This window comes from Nonomuraea sp. NPDC050783 (assembly GCF_040802095.1).
GTDB lineage: Bacteria > Actinomycetota > Actinomycetes > Streptosporangiales > Streptosporangiaceae > Nonomuraea.
Genome location: NZ_JBFAHK010000002.1, coordinates 554,775 through 571,290 on the forward strand (window position 1 = coordinate 554,775; position 16,516 = coordinate 571,290).

General features: G+C 75.6%; 13 protein-coding genes and 1 pseudogene. 7 read left to right on the forward strand and 7 right to left on the reverse strand.

Annotated features, from left to right (window positions below; genetic code table 11):
• Nucleotides 1–87: 87 nt before the first annotated feature.
• Complete coding sequence (locus AB0H75_RS07380) at nucleotides 88–495, forward strand: RidA family protein (RefSeq protein WP_367791879.1); 408 nt, start codon at nucleotides 88–90, stop codon at nucleotides 493–495.
• Nucleotides 496–509: 14 nt separating this feature from the next.
• Here the strand turns inward: AB0H75_RS07380 and AB0H75_RS07385 are convergent, their stop codons facing one another.
• The gene (locus AB0H75_RS07385) at nucleotides 510–941 is read right to left on the reverse strand and encodes a 4-oxalocrotonate tautomerase family protein (protein WP_367791882.1); all 432 of its coding nucleotides are present in this window, start codon (nucleotides 939–941) and stop codon (nucleotides 510–512) included.
• Between the two features lie 61 nt (nucleotides 942–1,002).
• Between AB0H75_RS07385 and AB0H75_RS07390 the strand changes: the two genes are divergently transcribed.
• The 3 genes and pseudogenes from AB0H75_RS07390 (at nucleotide 1,003) to AB0H75_RS07400 (ending at nucleotide 2,415) form a co-directional block, all read left to right on the forward strand.
• Nucleotides 1,003–1,470 (forward strand): MarR family winged helix-turn-helix transcriptional regulator, encoded by a 468-nt coding sequence (locus AB0H75_RS07390; RefSeq protein ID WP_367791885.1) that lies wholly within the window; start codon nucleotides 1,003–1,005, stop codon nucleotides 1,468–1,470.
• Nucleotides 1,471–1,609: 139 nt separating this feature from the next.
• Nucleotides 1,610–1,690: pseudogene (locus AB0H75_RS07395) on the forward strand (hypothetical protein); the annotation flags it as partial.
• A gap of 290 nt (nucleotides 1,691–1,980) precedes the next feature.
• On the forward strand, nucleotides 1,981–2,415 hold the full coding sequence (locus AB0H75_RS07400) for a VOC family protein (RefSeq protein ID WP_367791888.1): 435 nt from the start codon (nucleotides 1,981–1,983) through the stop codon (nucleotides 2,413–2,415).
• A gap of 44 nt (nucleotides 2,416–2,459) precedes the next feature.
• Here AB0H75_RS07400 and AB0H75_RS07405 read toward each other — a convergent pair whose 3' ends face one another.
• The 4 genes from AB0H75_RS07405 to AB0H75_RS07420 all read right to left on the reverse strand — a co-directional run bounded on the left by AB0H75_RS07405 (nucleotide 2,460) and on the right by AB0H75_RS07420 (nucleotide 6,727).
• Nucleotides 2,460–3,983 carry a PepSY-associated TM helix domain-containing protein gene (locus AB0H75_RS07405; RefSeq protein WP_367791891.1) on the reverse strand — a complete coding sequence of 508 codons (1,524 nt, stop codon included), beginning with the start codon at nucleotides 3,981–3,983 and terminating at the stop codon, nucleotides 2,460–2,462.
• A 317-nt stretch (nucleotides 3,984–4,300) separates the two neighbouring features.
• The gene (locus AB0H75_RS07410) at nucleotides 4,301–4,960 is read right to left on the reverse strand and encodes a hypothetical protein (protein ID WP_367791894.1); all 660 of its coding nucleotides are present in this window, start codon (nucleotides 4,958–4,960) and stop codon (nucleotides 4,301–4,303) included.
• A gap of 89 nt (nucleotides 4,961–5,049) precedes the next feature.
• A complete protein-coding gene (locus AB0H75_RS07415; protein ID WP_367791897.1) occupies nucleotides 5,050–6,096 on the reverse strand; it encodes an MBL fold metallo-hydrolase in 1,047 nt (348 codons plus the stop codon).
• Nucleotides 6,097–6,124: 28 nt separating this feature from the next.
• Nucleotides 6,125–6,727: a hypothetical protein gene (locus tag AB0H75_RS07420; RefSeq protein WP_367791900.1), complete on the reverse strand. Its 603-nt coding sequence runs from the start codon at nucleotides 6,725–6,727 to the stop codon at nucleotides 6,125–6,127.
• Nucleotides 6,728–6,870: 143 nt separating this feature from the next.
• Here AB0H75_RS07420 and AB0H75_RS07425 point away from each other — a divergent pair, with 143 nt between their 5' ends.
• A complete protein-coding gene (locus AB0H75_RS07425; RefSeq protein ID WP_367791904.1) occupies nucleotides 6,871–9,654 on the forward strand; it encodes an AAA family ATPase in 2,784 nt (927 codons plus the stop codon).
• 33 nt (nucleotides 9,655–9,687) lie between these two features.
• Here AB0H75_RS07425 and AB0H75_RS07430 read toward each other — a convergent pair whose 3' ends face one another.
• Complete coding sequence (locus tag AB0H75_RS07430; RefSeq protein WP_367791907.1) at nucleotides 9,688–10,536, reverse strand: polysaccharide deacetylase family protein; 849 nt, start codon at nucleotides 10,534–10,536, stop codon at nucleotides 9,688–9,690.
• A gap of 423 nt (nucleotides 10,537–10,959) precedes the next feature.
• Between AB0H75_RS07430 and AB0H75_RS07435 the strand changes: the two genes are divergently transcribed.
• On the forward strand, nucleotides 10,960–11,616 hold the full coding sequence (locus tag AB0H75_RS07435; protein ID WP_367791910.1) for a hypothetical protein: 657 nt from the start codon (nucleotides 10,960–10,962) through the stop codon (nucleotides 11,614–11,616).
• Between the two features lie 132 nt (nucleotides 11,617–11,748).
• Here AB0H75_RS07435 and AB0H75_RS07440 read toward each other — a convergent pair whose 3' ends face one another.
• Nucleotides 11,749–15,054, reverse strand: coding sequence for a glucodextranase DOMON-like domain-containing protein (locus AB0H75_RS07440; RefSeq protein ID WP_367791913.1), 3,306 nt, complete (start codon nucleotides 15,052–15,054; stop codon nucleotides 11,749–11,751).
• Between the two features lie 159 nt (nucleotides 15,055–15,213).
• On the opposite strand from AB0H75_RS07440, the gene AB0H75_RS07445 reads away from it, so the two are divergent.
• The gene (locus tag AB0H75_RS07445) at nucleotides 15,214–16,428 is read left to right on the forward strand and encodes an Ig-like domain-containing protein (RefSeq protein ID WP_367791916.1); all 1,215 of its coding nucleotides are present in this window, start codon (nucleotides 15,214–15,216) and stop codon (nucleotides 16,426–16,428) included.
• Nucleotides 16,429–16,516 lie beyond the last annotated feature (88 nt).

Genomic DNA, 16,516 nt, shown 5'->3' on the forward strand with positions numbered 1-16,516 from the left:
GGTAGTCCCAACCTGCGGGGGCGTCAACACGTTCGGCGCGCGAAATCGGGAGGCGGCGAGCGCGCGCCGCCCGCTAGCCTGACCGGCATGACGAAAGCCGCCCGATTGATCCGCAGCGCCGAGCTGGCCTCCGTGGAGTACGCCTACGCGGCCGTCGCCGACGTGCCGGTGCGCGCGGTCTGGGCGGCGGGCGCCTGTCCCCTGGACCCCGCCGGCGCCACCGTCTGCCCCGGCGACGTCGCCGGCCAGACCCACCAGGTGATGCGCAACCTCGCCACCGCGCTCGCCGAGGCCGGCGCCGCGCTGACCGACCTCGTCAAGACCACCGTGTACGTCGCCTCGTCCGACCGGGCCGACCTGGGAGCGGCCTGGCAGGTCTACCGCGAGCACATGGACGGCCACGACGTGCCGAGCACGCTGCTGGGCGTCACCGTGCTCGGCTACCCCGACCAGCTCGTCGAGGTCGAGGCCGTCGCCGTCCTCCCGCCGCGCTAGCCCCGCTCCGCGCGTCAGCTCGGACGGGAGTCTCCGGCTTCGCCGCCCGGGCCCGCCGGGTGCCGATCGACGATCACGCCTCCGATCGCGGTGCGGCCGGCCGGGGTGGCGACGAGCTCGACGGCGATGGCGTCGCGCAGGTGTGCCCCGAGGACGCCGGCCGCCGCGTCGGTGACGTTCCGCACGAGCTCGTCGGCGAGCTTGTCGCTGTCGGGACGGGTGAACGCCGCCTCGCGGATCCCGAACGTGATCGCGGGCGCCGGCTCGGCGACCGGCTTGCCCCCCAGGCCCCAGCGCCCGGCGGGTACGCCGTCGAGGTGGACGACCGCGACGTCGCGTGCCCACTCGCCGTACACGTCGGCCACCGCGTCGGTCAGCGCGGCGATGAGGGCTGTTTCGTTGCCCTGGAGCTGCGGCTCCAGGGCCCGGACCGTCAGATGTGGCATGGTGGACTCCTGTTTGCAGTCAAATTACCTTTGTTCTTAAAGATAATTGACGAGGTGTCAGATGGCCAACGACGCGGACGGCATGACCACCGACCAGGCGGTCCGGTCCATGCTGCTGCTGATGCCCAGGCTCGTCGGGCGCGCCAAGCGGCTGCCCGTCCCGGAAGCGCTGCGGACGCTCGATCTCGCACCCCGCCACCTGTCGCTGCTGGCCTACCTGCAGTACGACGGCTCCCTCACGGTGAGCCGGCTGGCGGAGCGCCTGGAGATCGCTCCGACGACCGTCAGCCTCATGGTGGGCGACCTGTCCCGCCGTGGTGTCCTGACGAGGGAGGAGGACGATGCCGACCGGCGGCGGCGGGTCGTCGCGATCGCGCCGCGGTACGTCGAGCCGATCCGCGAGTGGCTGGCGGGCAGCGCGCTGGCGTGGGCCGAGGTCCTGGACGGCCTCACGCCGGCCGAGCGCGCCACGATCGTGCGGACGATGCGCGCCTACGAGGCCGCCCTGGGCAAGCGGACGCACGGCTGAGCCGAGGCGGGGCGGAGGAGGTCGAGCTGGACCTGACCGCCGACCCGCCCACGGCGGTGCGGGCCGCGAGCGTCCGCACCGCGCGCAAGCTCTTCGACGGGACGGTCTTCCCCCGCCCGCGACCGGACGGAGGAACGCCATGAACGCCCTGCTGCACGACGTCGCCCACCTCGGCTACACCGAACTGCTCACCCCCGAGCCGGAGCGGAGCCTGTGGTTCTTCACCCGGATCCTCGGCATGACCCGCGACGGCGAGGACGGCGACTCGGCCTACCTGCGCACCTACGACGACTACGAGCACCACAGCCTCAAGCTGACCGCCCACCGCACCTCCGGCCTGCGCGCGACGGGCCTGCGCGCGTCCAGTCAGGAGGCGCTGGAACGCCGGGTGTCGGCGATCGAGGACGCCGGGCTCGGCATCGGCTGGCGCGACGGCGACGCCGGGCGCGACCCCACGTACGCCTTCCGCGACCCCGACGGCCACGAGCTGCACCTGTACTGGGAGTCGCAGTGGTACGAGGCGCCCGGGTCACCGAGCAGATCATGCTGGACAGCGGCCGCGTCTCGGCCCAGTGGCTGCACTTCGCGAGCAAGTCGTACGACCTCGTCTACACCGACGACTGGTCGGGCTCGTCCGGGCGGCTGCACCACGTCGCGTTCGCCACCAACGGCCGCGAGGACATCCTGCGCGCCGCCGACATCCACCTGGAGAACGGCGTCTTCATCGAGACCGGCCCGCACAAGCACGCCATCCAGCAGACCTTCTTCCTCTACGTCCACGAGCCCGGCGGGAACCGGATCGAGCTGTGCAACCCCCTCACCCGGCTCATCCTGGCGCCGGACTGGCGCACCGTGACCTGGACCGAGGCCGAGCGGGCCAAGGGCCAGGCGTGGGGGCTGAAGACCATCGCCTCCTTCCACACGCACGGCACGCCGCCCGTCTGACGCCATCCCGCCGGCCTCGTCCCTCTGGCCTCACCTCTCTCGCCTCACCCCACGAACCGGGCCACCGCCCGCACGCGGCGCAGCACCAGCCGGTCCAGCAGCAGCACCGCCGCCATCGTGATCCCGGCCAGCGGGAACACCAGCCCGAGCAGCGCCATGATGGCGATCACCCCGTACGCGGTGCGCCGGTCCGTCGGGCGGGCGGGCGCGCCGGCCCGGCCGCGCGGGCGGCGCTTCCACCACATCCACACGCCGGTGACCACGAGCGTGATCAGCGCCAGGCAGGCGGTGAGCATGACGGCGACGTTGGCGGGACCGTACCGGCGGCCCTCGTGCAGCGCGATGCCCTGCTCGACGAGCTTGGCCATCGTGCCGTACTCGGCCCAGCCGTAGGAGGTCAGGACCCTGCCCGTGTACTGGTCGACGTGGAGGGTGCGCGCGGCCGACGGGTCGCGGCGCGGCTCGGCCACGACCGTGTAGACCCCGGTCGGGCCGTCCGGCAGGAGCACCTTGACGTCGCACTCCGCGCACGCGGCGACGGCCGGTCGGGCGGCGGCCAGCGCGGCCTCCACGGGCAGCGCGCCGGGTCGCAGCACCCCGCCGCCGCCTCCGTGCCCGGCGTGCTCGCCACCGGAGCCGGGGTCGCCCGACCCGGGATCGCCGGAGCCGTGGGCGGCCGTGCCGGACTGCGGGACGGGCAGCCGCTCGGCCGCCCACGGCACCTTCGCGTCGGGGTGCGTGGAAAGCTCGCCGGACAGCGGCGGCGTCGAGGTGTGCGGGAAGTCGGCGGCGCTGGGCGCGGTCGAGCCCGTACGCTCCTGGAGGCGCTGCAACCCGTCCCCCCACACCCCCGACCACGGCAGTCCAGAGACGACCAGGAAGACCACGACCGCGCCGGCGCCGACCCCGGCCAGCACGTGCAGGCGGCGCAGCCGGCCGCGCGGCGACCGGGCGGCCCTCCCGCGCCGGCCGCGGCGGCCGGTCCACCACAGGTACGTGCCGGAGGCCACGAGGATCAGCGCCCAGCAGGCGGCCACCTCCACCACCCGGTCGCCCACCGTGCCGGACATCAGCTCGCCGTGGATCGTGCGGACGACGCGCATGAACGTGGTCGCGTCGTCGATCTGCCCGACCACCCGGGCCGTGCCGGGATGGACGTAGACCGAGACGCCCTGCGCTCCCGGGTCGGCGTCCGCGCCCTGGAGGATGACCCGCGTGGTGCGGTCGGGGGCGGCGGGCGGGATGACGGACACGACGGGCGCGCCGGGCCGGGCCCGCCGGGCGGCCTCGATCTGCTCCGACAGCGGGCGCGGCGCGGCGACCGGCCCGGCGAGCGTGCGGACGTCCTGGTAGCGCCACGCCTCGAACGGCTCCTTGAACAGGTAGATCGAGCCGGTGACGGCGAGCACGAGCAGGACGGGGGCCACGAACAGGCCCGCGTAGAAGTGCCAGCGCCAGACGGCGCGGTAACGCTGCGAGGACGGGACGGCGGCGGAGGCGGGGGAGGGCGAGGGGGAGGGGAAGGAGGAGGGGGGACGGCCGGCGGGGCGGGCCTCGACAGAGGTCATGCGGACTCCGTTCCGGTACGGAGGAGAGGCAGGGGGGCACGGCCGGGCCCGGCGTCCGGGCACGGCGAAACGGTCGCGCGGCGGCGCTCGGACGGCGCTCGGGCGCCTTCGAAGCGGCGTCCGATTCGGAGCGGCGTCCGATCCAGGGCGGCATCCGGTTCGGAGCGGCGTCCGATCCAGGGCGGCATCCGGTTCGGAGCGGCGTCCGATCCAGGGCGGCATCCGGTTCGGAGCGGCGTCCGGTTCAGGGTGGCGTCCGGTTCAGGGTGGCGTCCGGCGCGATCGCGCGGGCTCGTGGAGGGATCCTGGTCAGGTCGTCATTCGGCGAGGGCGGCCGGCGGGCCGCGCCGGCACAACGCCCCCGCCAGGACCTGCGGCGCCCGGACGCCCGCCCCGGGGGACGTGACGGGCCCGCGGCCGACGGCCTCGGGGAGCGGGAGGCGGGTGGCCAGGCCGTGCCACAGGCCGCGCACCGCGCCGGCCAGCAGCAGCAGGAACGTGCCGAGCGCCGTCTCCCCCCGGTCCAGCCACCAGGCGGACAGCACCGCGACGGCCAGGTGCGCGGCCACCATGCCGAGCCCCGCCGACAGCCCCCCGTGCTCATGGTGGAGGACGTGCTCATGGAGGGCGGGCTGGTGGAGGGCGTGCTCGTGGGCGGCCGGGGCCCCGGCGGCGCCCGCGCTGAAGAGCCGGTGCATCCCGTACTGGGCGGCGAACGCGGCCACGGCCAGCGTCGCGGGCGATCGGCGGCGGCGGGCCAGGAGGAAGGCTCCGGCGCCGGTCGCGGCGGTGGCGGCGGCGACGTGCTCCAAGCGGGCGCCGGGGCCGCCGGCCAGCAGGTGCATCCCGAGGGCGGCGTACACGCAGACGACGGCGAACACCGCCGCGCGGGGGCCGCGCAGGCCGGTCGAGCCGGCCTGCGCGCCGTCCCTGCTGTCGGTGCCGCTCAGGCGTCGTCCCTCCTGTCCGGGTTTCATGCGCGACCACCGCTCACACAGACAGGTACGGGGGCGTGTCTGGAAAAGTTCAGACATCCGCCCCCGAAGTCACGGCCATCAGAGGGCCGTCAGGAGGCTCCTCCCTGATCCGCCGCCGCCACCGGAGCCGGGCCGGGGCCGCCGCTCGCGCTGTAGATCCGGTACGTGGCCAGGACGTTGAGCCGGTGCAGATTCCGGCAGAGGGTGAGCATGCCCTGCCGGGCGAGGTCCTGGGGCACCGGGTAGCCGGCGAGGGCGGCCGACAGCCCGGGGTCGAGGTGTCCGGCCCAGGGGTCGGTGCAGGCCGCGAGCGTCTCCTCCAGGCTGTGCCCCGCCCGCACGCTCGACCACACCTCGTCGCGGAGCCGTTCGAGGTAGCCGATGAGGGTGTCCACCGCCGCCGGCCCGTTCCCCATCGGGCCGTGCCCGGGGACGATGGTCTCCAGCTCCGGCAGGGCCTCGCGCATCCGGCGCAGCGAGTCCACGTACGGCTCGGGGGCGCCCTGGAGCAGCATGTGGGCGGTGCCGGCGTGGCAGAGGAAGTTGCCCGTCCAGGCGGTGCGCGCGTCCGGGACGTAGACGATCGTGTCGCCGGGCCCGTTGCCGGGGCCGAAGTGGTGGAGCTGGACCACCCGCCCGCCCAGGTCGATCTCGGCGTAGGAGTCGAACGTCAGGTCCGGCGTACGCCAGCGGGTGACCTCGTCCAGCAGGGCGGCGTCGCCGTACATGTTGCCGGACCGGACCCGCTTCTCGTAGGCCAGGTCGCTCATGTTCGCCTTGTTGGCGGTGGAGGAGACGATCACGACGTCCTCGGGGAACGCGGCGTTGCCGAAGGTGTGGTCACCGTGGTACGTCGTGTTGACCAGGTAGCGGAGCGGCCGGTCGCCGAGCGCGGCGGCGGCCGTCTGGATCCTGGCCGAGACCTCCGGGGTGATGCCGGCGTCGATCACCAGCGCGGCGTCCCGCCCCCAGACCACCCCGTTGTTGTCCTTGGGCGGCAGGTTGGCCATGAGCGCCCACACCCCCTGGGTGAGCTCGCGCGGCACCAGCTCCAGCCCCACGGGCGACAGGTTGGGCCCGCTGTAGCCGCCGGGCCGTTCGGCGATCTCGCGGTCGGGAACGAATGGCGTTCGCATGAGAGGTCCTTCCGTGCGGGGTGATCGGTCAGAGCTGGGCGGAGGCGGCCGCGGGCCGGGGGAGCGGCGTGCCGGACGGCTGGGGGAGCGCGGCGGTCCAGAGCCGGTACACGAGGACGGGGCCGATGACCCAGTAGCCGAGCGAGGTGACGATGCCGGGGAAGGCCAGGTCGCCGGAGACCAGGTCGTAGATCGGGTGGCCGATCGCGTTCCCCATCGCGCCCATGATCGCGAAGAACCAGGCGATGAGCAGCGGCACCCGCCAGCCCCGGTAGATCGCGAGCGCGCCCATGGCGAAGGCCGCGTAGCTGACCATGTTGATCCAGACGAACATCGGCAGCGACATGGCCTGCGCGCCGAACACCTCCGTCGGCCAGCGCGTGTTGAACCCGTTCATGAACTCCTCGCCGAAGTGCAGGAACTGCCAGGCAAGGCCGACGAGGTAGATCGGCAGCACCCGGGAGGGGTCGGGGGGCCTGCGGTCGGTGGTGGCGAGGTGGCAACCGTAGGCGATCACCATGGCGGGGATGAAGGTCAGCCACAGGGCCAGGCCGGGCGACAGGTAGGCGAACAGCGCGATCAGGGCCGCGGCCAGCACGCCTGCGGCCACGGAGGATCGGGGACGGGTCATCGGATGCTCCTCGTGAAAGGGAGGGCGGAGGAAGGGGGGTGATTACCATCCGTGACGCTACGGCGGGACCGTCCGCGCGGCATCTGTCACCTGACCGGTCATCCCTCTGCGGGCATACGTCACGGTCTGAATAGGATCGTCCGGTGTTGTACGGGCGTGAGGCCGAGACCGATCGGATCGACCGGCTCCTGGCGGAGGCCAGGCAGGGCCGCAGTGGCGTGCTGGTGCTGCGGGGACCGGCGGGCATCGGCAAGTCGGCGCTGCTGGAGCTCGCGGCGCGCGAGGCGGCGGCCACCGGCATGCGGACGTTGCGCGGAGTGGGCATCGAGAGCGAGACCGAGCTGGTGTTCGCCGCCCTCCACCAGCTCCTGCGTCCCGGGCTCGACCGGCTCGGCCGGTTGCCGGCCCCGCAGGCGGACGCGCTCGCCGGCGCCTTCGGGCTGGCCGGCGCCACCGCGGCCGACCGCTTCCTGGTGGGACTCGGCGCCCTGACCCTGCTGTCCGAGCTGGCCGGCGACGGGCCGCTGCTGTGCCTGGTGGACGACGCCCAATGGCTGGACCGGTCGTCGGCCGACGCCCTGATGTTCGCCGCGCGGCGGCTGGAGGCCGAAGGGGTGGCGCTGATCCTGGCGACGCGGGACGGCGGTCACGCGTTCCGGCCGGCCGGGCTGCCCGAGCTCCCGCTCGGCGGGCTCGGCCCCGCCGACGCGGCCACGCTGCTGAGCGAGACCGCCGGCGCGCTGGCGCCGCACGTCAGGGACCGGGTCCTGGCCGAGAGCGAGGGCAACCCCCTGGCGCTCATCGAGCTGCCCGCGGCGCTCACCCCCGAGCAGCGGATCGGCCACATCGCCCCGCTGGCCTACCATCCGGGCCCGCTGCCGCTCACCGAGCGGATGCAGGAGGTCTTCCAGGCGCAGATCCAGGCCCTGCCGGAGCCCACCCGGACCCTGCTGCTCGTGGCAGCCGCCGAGAGCACCGGCGATCCCGGCGTCGTCCTCGCCGCCGCGCGGCGGCTGGGCGTCGGCACCGAGGCCGTCGAGCCGGCGGAGCGGGCCGGGCTCATCCGGGTCGACGGGCAGCTCGCCTTCCGCCACCCGCTGATCAGGGCGGCCGCCTACCAGGGGGAGCCGTTCACCACGCGCCTCGCCGCGCACCGGGCCCTGGCCGCCACACTCACCGAGGCCACCACCGGCCTGGACGCCGGTCCGGGAGCCGGGCCGCGGGCTGACGCGCGGGCCTGGCATCTCGCCGCCGCCTGCACCGGCCCCGACGAGGCCGTCGCCGCTGAGCTGGAGCGGGCGGCCGAACGGGCCAGGCGCAGGAGCGGCTTGGCCGCCACGGCCGCCGCCTACCAGCGGGCCGCGCAGCTCAGCCCCGGCCAGCGCGACCAGGTGCGCCGGTTGATCAGCGCGGCCGAGGCGGCGATGGACGCCGGCCAGCTCCAGCGCTCCCGTACGCTGGCCGACAGCTCGGCCCTGCTCACCGGCGATCCGCGCGAGCGGGCCAGGCTGGCCGGGGTCCGCGCGGCCATCGAGTTCGAGCAGGGCTCGCCGCGGGCCGCGCACGGCATCCTCGTGACCGCCGCCGAGCCGGTCGCCGCCACGGACCCGGTCATGGCCGCGTCCCTGCTGACCGAGGCCGTCCGCGACGCGTGGTTCGCGGGCGCGCCCGACCTGGCCGGGCAGGCCGTCGAGCGCCTGCACGCCCTCGACCTGCCCGCCGGCCACCCCCTCCGGCCGGTCATCTCCGCCCTGACCGGGCTGGCCGCCCTGCTGGCGGGCGACCCGGAGCGCGGCCTGCCGCCCATCCACGCGGCACTCGCCGCCGCCCGGCGCTTCCCGCCCACCGCGCCCGGCGAGCGGCTCATCATCGCGTCGATGGCCTTCATGGTGGGGGACGACGAGACCTCCCTGGACCTGGCCGCCCGCCTGGCCGACGACTGCCGGAACCAGGGGCTGGTCGGCTGGCTGCCGCACGCGCTGCAGAACCTCGCCAGCAGCCAGCTCTACCTGGGCCGCTTCCAGGAGGCCGGGGTGTCGGCCACCGAGGCCGTGCGCATCGCCGAGGACACCGGGCAGGACCACCGCGTCGATCACCTCCAGGGCGTGCTCGCCTGGCTCGCCGCGGTCTCGGGCGACGAGGAGACCTGCGAGCGGCTGACCGGCGCCGTCCGCGCCCACGCCATCGATCACGGCAACGTGTCGAGCCTGGCCTGGGCGGTGTGGGCGCAGGGCCTGCTGGCGCTCGGGCAGGGCCGGACGCGGGCGGCCCTGGACCATCTGGAGACGGGCCTGGACGGCGCCGTCCGCCACCAGCTCTCGACCACCCTGTTCGTGCCGGACCTGGTGGAGGCGGCGGTCCGGTCCGGGGAGCCGGAACGGGCGGAGGCGCCGCTGGCCAGGTTCGGCCGGTGGGCCGCCGCGAGCGGGCAGCCCTGGGCCCGCGCGGTCGCCCTGCGCTGCCGGGCGCTGACCGCCGCGAGCGAGGAGGAGGCGGAAGCCCGCTACGCCGAGGCCGTCGGGCTGCACCTCAGCGGCGGGCGGCCGTTCGAGGAGGCCCGTACCCGGCTGCTGTTCGGGGAACGGCTGCGCAGGAACCGGCGCAAGGCCGAGGCCAGGATCCATCTCCGGCAGGCGCTGGACGTGTTCGAACGGGCCGGCGCCACCCCGTGGGCCGCCCGTGCCCGCGCCGAGCTGCGTGCCTCGGGGGAGACGGCCCCCGGCGCCCGGCTGCCGGGCGCGGCCGGGCTGCTCACCGCGCAGGAGTTGCAGATCGTCCGGCTGGCCGCCCGGGGCGACACCAACCGCGACATCGGCGCGCGGCTCTTCCTGAGCCCGCGCACGGTGGGCTACCACCTGCACAAGGCGTTCCCCAAGCTCGGCGTGGCGTCCAGGACCGAGCTGGCCCGGCTGGACCTGGGCGGCTGACCGCCACGGACCCGGAGCGGGGGCGGCTCCGGGTCAGAGCTGGTGCGGGGCGCCGTAGACCAGGCGGGGCGGGTGGCCGCCGAACAGCCGGCTGACGGTGACGAACGTGTAGCCCTCGCGGGACAGCGCCTTCAGCACCTTGGGGATGGCGCGCACGGTCGTCGGGTGGATGTCGTGGAAGAGGATGACGGCACCCGGGCGGGCCCCCTTGATCGCGACTCTGGCGACCCTGGCGCTGTCGCGGTGCAGCCAGTCCAGGGTGTCCACGCTCCACAACACCAGGGGACGCCGGACGGCGGCGCGCACGGTGGTGTCGAGGGCCCCGTACGGCGGCCGGACCAGCGCGGGCGAGATGCCCGCCGCGCTCCTGACCGCCCGGTCGCAGCGGGCCACCTGGGCCCGGACGGCGGCCATCGGCAGCTTCGTCAGGTCGGGGTGCGACCAGGTGTGGTTGCCGATCTCGTGCCCGGCGGCGGCGATCCCGCGCAGGACGGAGGGGCGGGCGGCGACGTTCTGGCCGACGACGAAGAACGTGGCGTGCGCGTGGTGGGCCGCCAGGTGGCGCAGCAGCGTGCCGGTGTAAGGACCGGGGCCGTCGTCGAAGGTCAGGGCAACGCACTTGGCGCGGCGGCAGTCCACGGGACGGCCGCCGGTGGTGGCGTCGGCGCCGCTGGAGGCGTCCCGGGACGCGGTCGGCCGCGCCTCGGGAGTCGCGGGGCCGGTCGGCGGCGCCGGGGTCGCGGGCGGGGCCGGAGGGTCCGTACGCGGGTCCTGCCGGGCCGCCGCCTGGACCGTACCCGTCCCCGGAGCGTGGTGAGCCGCCCCGTACGCCGCCACGACCAGGATGATCGAGGCGACCACCCGTCCCGTACCAGTGTTCATGTGATTCCCCCTCCGCGCACCGCCCCTGAGCGCGGTTCCCCGTCGAACCAAGGCCCGGCCTGTACCGGACCGCCCCACCTTGATTCGACACCAGCGGGTCGCGTCTGGTTCGCCAGAGACGGTTTGCCGGATGACACACTTTTGTCCTGCCGGGGCCAGGCACCGGCGCGGCTGACGTACGATGCACTCCGTCTGCCGCGGGGAGCCGCGATCAGGCTGACCGCGATCGCCCAGCGCCGGCGTCGACCGGCTCGACGCGCTGCTCAGCCTGCGCGCCCGCGGCGGACCCCGCCCCCCGGACCGGGGCCTGACCGCACCCGGACCGCACCCGGACCGCACCCGGACCGCGCACCGGGCCGCGCACCGGGCACGCACGGCGCGGAGGCTTGCTCCGGCGATCCGGAGCCCGGGATCATGCGGGGAATGGACTACTACCTGATCTCCACCTCGGCACATGACCGGTCCCCGGCGGGAGTTCTCGTGGAGGAGTTCGTCCTCTGCGAGGACTTCACCGCGGCCGGCATCGACAGCGCCGAGTGGGGATCGGAGACCGGGGAGTGGCTGGCCGCGCCGGAGGTGAGCCGGCTCATCCGCGCCGACGGCGCGCTGCGCTCCCGGGTGACGCCGGCGGGCCGGTCCGAGGCGCGCGACGCCTACGCCCGGCTCGGCGGGGGCGAGCTGCCGGAGGAGGAGGAGCTGCGTGGCCACTTCCGCCGCCGGCAGCCGTTGCCGGCCGCGCCGCCGCTGCGGCTGGGCTCCTCCGACGCGGCCCGGGCGCGCCGCTACCGCATCCTGTTCGCCGGGGAGCTGGGCGCGGACGGCCTGGCCGCCGCGCAGGCGGCCCTGCGGCTGGAGCCGACCGGCGACCCTCGGGTGGTCGGCAAGGCGTCCGGCAGCGCGGGCGGGCACGGCTTCACCTGGGAGCTGCGCCGGATCGGGGCCGGCATCGCCTGGTGCGTGGACGTGACCGCGCGGCTCGGCGCCGGCTCCCTGGACACCCTGGGCGCGCTGCTCCACCACCACCGGCAGGCCGTGCGCGAGCAGGGGCTGATCCCGGTCACGGTCGAGCGCTTCGCGTAGGAGGACCGCCCGGCGCCGGTGACCGGCCGGGCGGAGCGGGTGGGAGACCGGAGCGGGTGCCGGTCGGGACGGTCAGGGCGCGGGCGGGGCGGGTGCCGGTCGGCTCCAGCCGCAGCGCCGCCTGCGCGCCGGTCAGGGGACGGTGACGGCGGGGAGCGTGACCGGGCCGGCGAGAGGGTTCAGGACGTCCTCCTGGGAGCGGCCGGGCGGGACGATCACGTCCATCGCCCTGGGCACCGTGGCCGGGTCGGCCGCGCACAGCGGCCCCGTCCCGCCCTCGGCGCACACCCCGAACAGGTACGGCTGCGGCGTCGCCGCGAACCCCCTGGCCTGGTCGGGGCTGAACCCGTCCTGCCCGTGCAGCACGACGGCGAAGCGCCAGCCCGGCCCCGGCGTCCCGAAGACGTCCCTGGGCAGGGCGACGGTGACCGTCCTGGTGGCGCCGGAGGCGCGGACCGCCGCGCCCGCCCGCGCCGCGCCGTCCGCCGCCACCCACACCGGCGCGGCGAACCCCTGCGCCTCCACCCGCTGCGTCCAGGCGTCGGCCTCGGCGACGCGGTAGCCGCGCAGCGGGGAGGCCGCCTCCGTCGAGCGATCCGCGACGGCCGGGTCCTGGACGTACACGTCGAGGAGCTGGGCGCCCAGCGGATTGCCGAACGTCGGCGTCAGGTCCCGCAGCTCGGCCCGCAGGTACACGGTGGTGTCGTCGGTGATCACCTGGAACCGGCGCAGGTCGAAGGCCCCGTCGTGGAAGTCGGCGGCGGTGGGGTAGGCGTAGCCGCCCGGCCCGTGGTCGTCGCCCTCCGGGTCGGTCACGTCGAGCACGGCCGTCGCGCCGGTGATGTCGCCGACCACCGAGCGGCGGGCGTACCCGGTGCGGCCGTCGGCCGTGGTGGCCGTGACGGTCAGCACGACCTCGCCGAACGAGACCGGCGCGGACGCCGAGAACGTCCCGTCCGCGCGCGCCCGCACCGACACGACCCGGGCGGGCGCGCCGGTGTCCACGGGCGCGGCGGCGACGTCCACCCGCGCGCCGGGCTCCGCCGTGCCCTCGACCGCGACCGACGTGCCGGGCGCCGTGCTCCCGTCGGCGGGGGCGGTCACGGTGAGCGGGGCGGCCCGCGGCGCGCCGCCCCGCGCGGCGTAGCGCTCGCGGACGAGGGCGGGCTGCTCGACCGGCCGGGTGCCGCCGAGCGACAGGATCAGCCGCAACGCCTGGGCCTGCGCCCAGGTGAGCGGCGAGGCCGAGCCGGCCGGGCCGCCGTCGCGGAAGCCGATCGAGGCGGTGGCCGGGTCGCTCCCGTACGGCGAGGCGGGCAGGTCCGGGTTCTCCCACGCCTGCTCGGGCACCAGCCCGGTGCCGGACGACATGCCGCGCATCGCCCCCAGCAGGGCGGCCGCCGTGGCCCGGCCGCCGGTCTGGAGCGCCTGCTCGGCCCGCTCGCCGGCGAGGACCGGCCACAGGTGCCCGGAGCCGGTGTTGGCGCCGGGCCACGGCCGGCCGGACGGCGCGCAGGAGGTCGGGTCGGGCTCGTAGCAGTCGCCGTAGCCGTCCTCGGTGCCCTGGAGGTCGCTGCCGTAGCGGTACCAGCCGGGCCCGGCCGCCGTGTCCCGCCGGATGACCCGGTCCACCACGGGCAGGCCGGCCAGCACGTCGGGATCGCCGGGCGGCAGCACGCCGAGCCTGGTCAGCTCCAGGAAGCCGGCGTCCACGACGCGCCGCTGGTCCTCGGTGGGGCCGCCGTTGCCCAGGTTGTACGGCACCGCCGCGTCCGGATCGCCGTCCCGCGACAGCCGCAGGAAGTAGCGGGGCGCGTACGGGCCGGTCGTGGTGACCGTCCACCGCTTGACCGACCGCGCGAAGTGGTCGGCGGTGGCCCGGTAGAGCCGGGCCCGCGCGGCGTCGCCCTGCCGGGCCGCGATCTCCCCGGCCGCCGCCAGCCCGGCGATCTCGGCCGCGATCGTGGACGGCGAGTACCCCGACTGCTCCTCCCACCGCTCCACGCCGAACGCCGGGCCGCGCGCGAGCAGGAAGTCGGCCGCCGCCCGCACGTCGTCCCACAGCCCGCGCTCGCCCGCCAGCCCCGCCTGGTACGCCATGAGCAGCGGGTACGCCGTCTCGTCGAGCTGGTCGCCGCCCGAGTCGGGCGCGAGCCGCCCGTTGAGCAGCGAGTTGCGCGGCAGCCGCCCGTCCGGCAGTTGCTGGCGCTCCAGCAGGAAACGTACCGTGGCGCGGGCGGTCGCCAGGTCGCCGGCGGCGAGGAAGCCGGTGAACGCCTCGTACAGGTCGCGGGCGAACACCTCCCGGTAGGAGCCGAAGTACACCGCCCTGCCGCCGGCGAGGTCGCCCGCGGGCACCGCCTGCCCCCACGGACTGGCCAGCGAGGCCACGACCGCGCCGGGGAACGTCTTGTCCTCGCTCGCCTTCAGCACGTTCGCCGACAGCCGGTAGAGGTCGGCGTGGGCGGCCGGCGGGCGGCGCAGGCCGGCGTCGTAGGCGGCCCAGCCGCTCTCGTAGCGGGCCCGGGTGAGCGCGAACGGCCGGGCCGCGGCCTCGCCCGCGACCCGCAGCGCCGCGGCCCGGTCGCGGCCGAACCCGAGCGCGAAGGTCACCTCGCCGCCCGCGTCGAGCGGCAGCCGCGCGGTGGCCACCACGTTGCCGTCCGGCGCCTCGGTGTAGGGGGTGAGCGCGCGGGCCGTGTCGAGCTGGGCCGCGCCGTCGCCGGGCGTGCCCGCGTACGCGACGCTCGCCTCCGGCAGCCGCCGCTCGGCCCGCAGCGCCAGGTGGGTGGGGACGGCGTAGTCGCGGGCGGTGGCGTTGGTCGCGGTGCCGTCGTCGGACAGGACCGGGGCGCCGGTCGGGCCGTCCAGCACGGCGTCGTCGGCGCCGCCGTTCGCGGGCGCGCCGCCGCCGTTGCCGTTCACGGTCGCGTCGAGGCGCGCGTACAGCCGCAGCCCCGGCGGCTGGATCCGGGTGCGCACCACGACGGCGTCGCGATCGGGGTCGGTGACGTAGGTGGTGGTCAGCCGGTAGCGGCCGGCCCTGCTGGCGGAGGTGACGGTGCAGGTCATGCCGGAGCGGTCGGTGGCCACCTGATAGGTGGTGTCGCGCGCCTGGATCTCGGTGAACGTGCGGCCGTCGGTCACGATGAACTGCATCGTCTCGACGTTCGTATTGTCGATCGTGGGCTCGTACACGTCCGACAGGACGCCACCCGCGACCGTGTACCAGACCTTCGAGGTCCGGTTCGCGGCCGTGCCCACGCAGTCCTTGCGGGCCAGGCCGAAGTGCGAGGCGGCCCCCGGCCCCGCCGGGGCGGGCGCGGCGGCGGCCCGCGCCGCGCCGAGGGGCACGAGCGACAGCGCGGCGGCGCACAGCGCGGCGAGGACGGCCGGAACCACGGGCGGGTGGATCATGGGCGGGCGGATCGCGGACATGGCTGCTCCCCTTCGGACCCCCGTACCGTCGAGGGAAGACCCGCCCCCGCCGCCTGTCAACCCCGTGATCCGCATGCCCGCCGCCATCGGGGGCATGAGTTCCCAAGGCGCAAGTGACCTGGACATCAGCCTGCACGTCAGGCGCGGGAGGCATCGACGATGCGGAACGCTCGGACCGGCACGACGATCGCGGGCGCCCTCGCCGCGGCGCTCATGACCACCGGGCTCCTGGCCGCCGGTTGCAGCTCCGGCGGCGGCACGGCGCCGCCGGGCGGCCCCGGCGGAGCGGACACCCCGGCGCGGCGGGAACCGGCGGCCAAGCTGTCGATCACACCCGCCGACGGGACGGAGAAGGTGCCGCCGGACACCGGCGTAGGCGTCCGGGCCGACGGCGGCAAGGTCACCGGGGTGAGCGTGGCCGACGCCAAGGGCCGCGCGGTGGACGGCGCGCTCGGCTCCGACGGCACGTGGCGGCCCCGGTGGCCGTTACGGCCCTCGACGTCGTACACCGTCACCGCGAAGGCCACCGGCACCGACGGCCGGCCGGTCACGGCGACGGCCACCTTCACCACCCTCAAGCCGAAGCGGGCGCTGGAGAGCGGCATGTCGCCGCTGGACGGGGAGAAGGTCGGCGTCGGCATGCCCGTGCAGCTCCTGCTGTCGCGGCCGGTGACCGCCGAGGCCGACCGGGCCAGGATCGAGCGGGCGCTGGCGGTGCGCATGTCCGAGCCGGTCGAGGGCGCCTGGAGCTGGGTGAGCGACCGGGAGGTGCAGTTCAGGCCGCGCGAGTACTGGCCGGTGGGGGAGAGGGTCACGGTCGTGGCGCACCTGGCGGGGCTGCGCGTCGGGCGCGACGTGTGGGGTACCAAGGACCGCAGCCTGACCTTCACCGTCGGGCCCTCGCACATCACGAAGGTCGACGCCAGGGCCCACGAGGCCGTGGTGCGGGCGGGCGGCAAGGTCGTCAGGACCATCCCGGTCAGCCTCGGCAAGCCCGGCGACGACAGCTACTCCGGCGTCATGATCGCCCAGGAGAAGGCCGCGGAGACCGTCATGGACTCCGCGACCGTCGGCAAGCCCGGCGAGTACCGCATCCGCACCAAGTGGAACGTCCGGATGACCTACAGCGGCACCTTCTTCCACGCCGCCCCGTGGTCCACCGGCGCGCAGGGCAACCGCAACGTCAGCCACGGCTGCGTCAACGCGAGCCCGGACGACGCCCGCTGGTTCTACGAGTTCACCCAGCGCGGCGACATCATCGAGGTCACCGGGACCTCCAGGAAGCTGCAGTTCGGCAACGGCCCCACACCGTGGGCCAGGTCGTGGAAGGACTGGCTGGCGGGCAGCGCGCTCGGCAAGCCGGTCAACGGGTGAGGCAGGGATCTGCCGGGGAGCGAGGCGATGAGATGAACGGGGTAAGGGCGGCCGACGGCCGGCACGCCGCCGTCCTGGTGTGGACGCT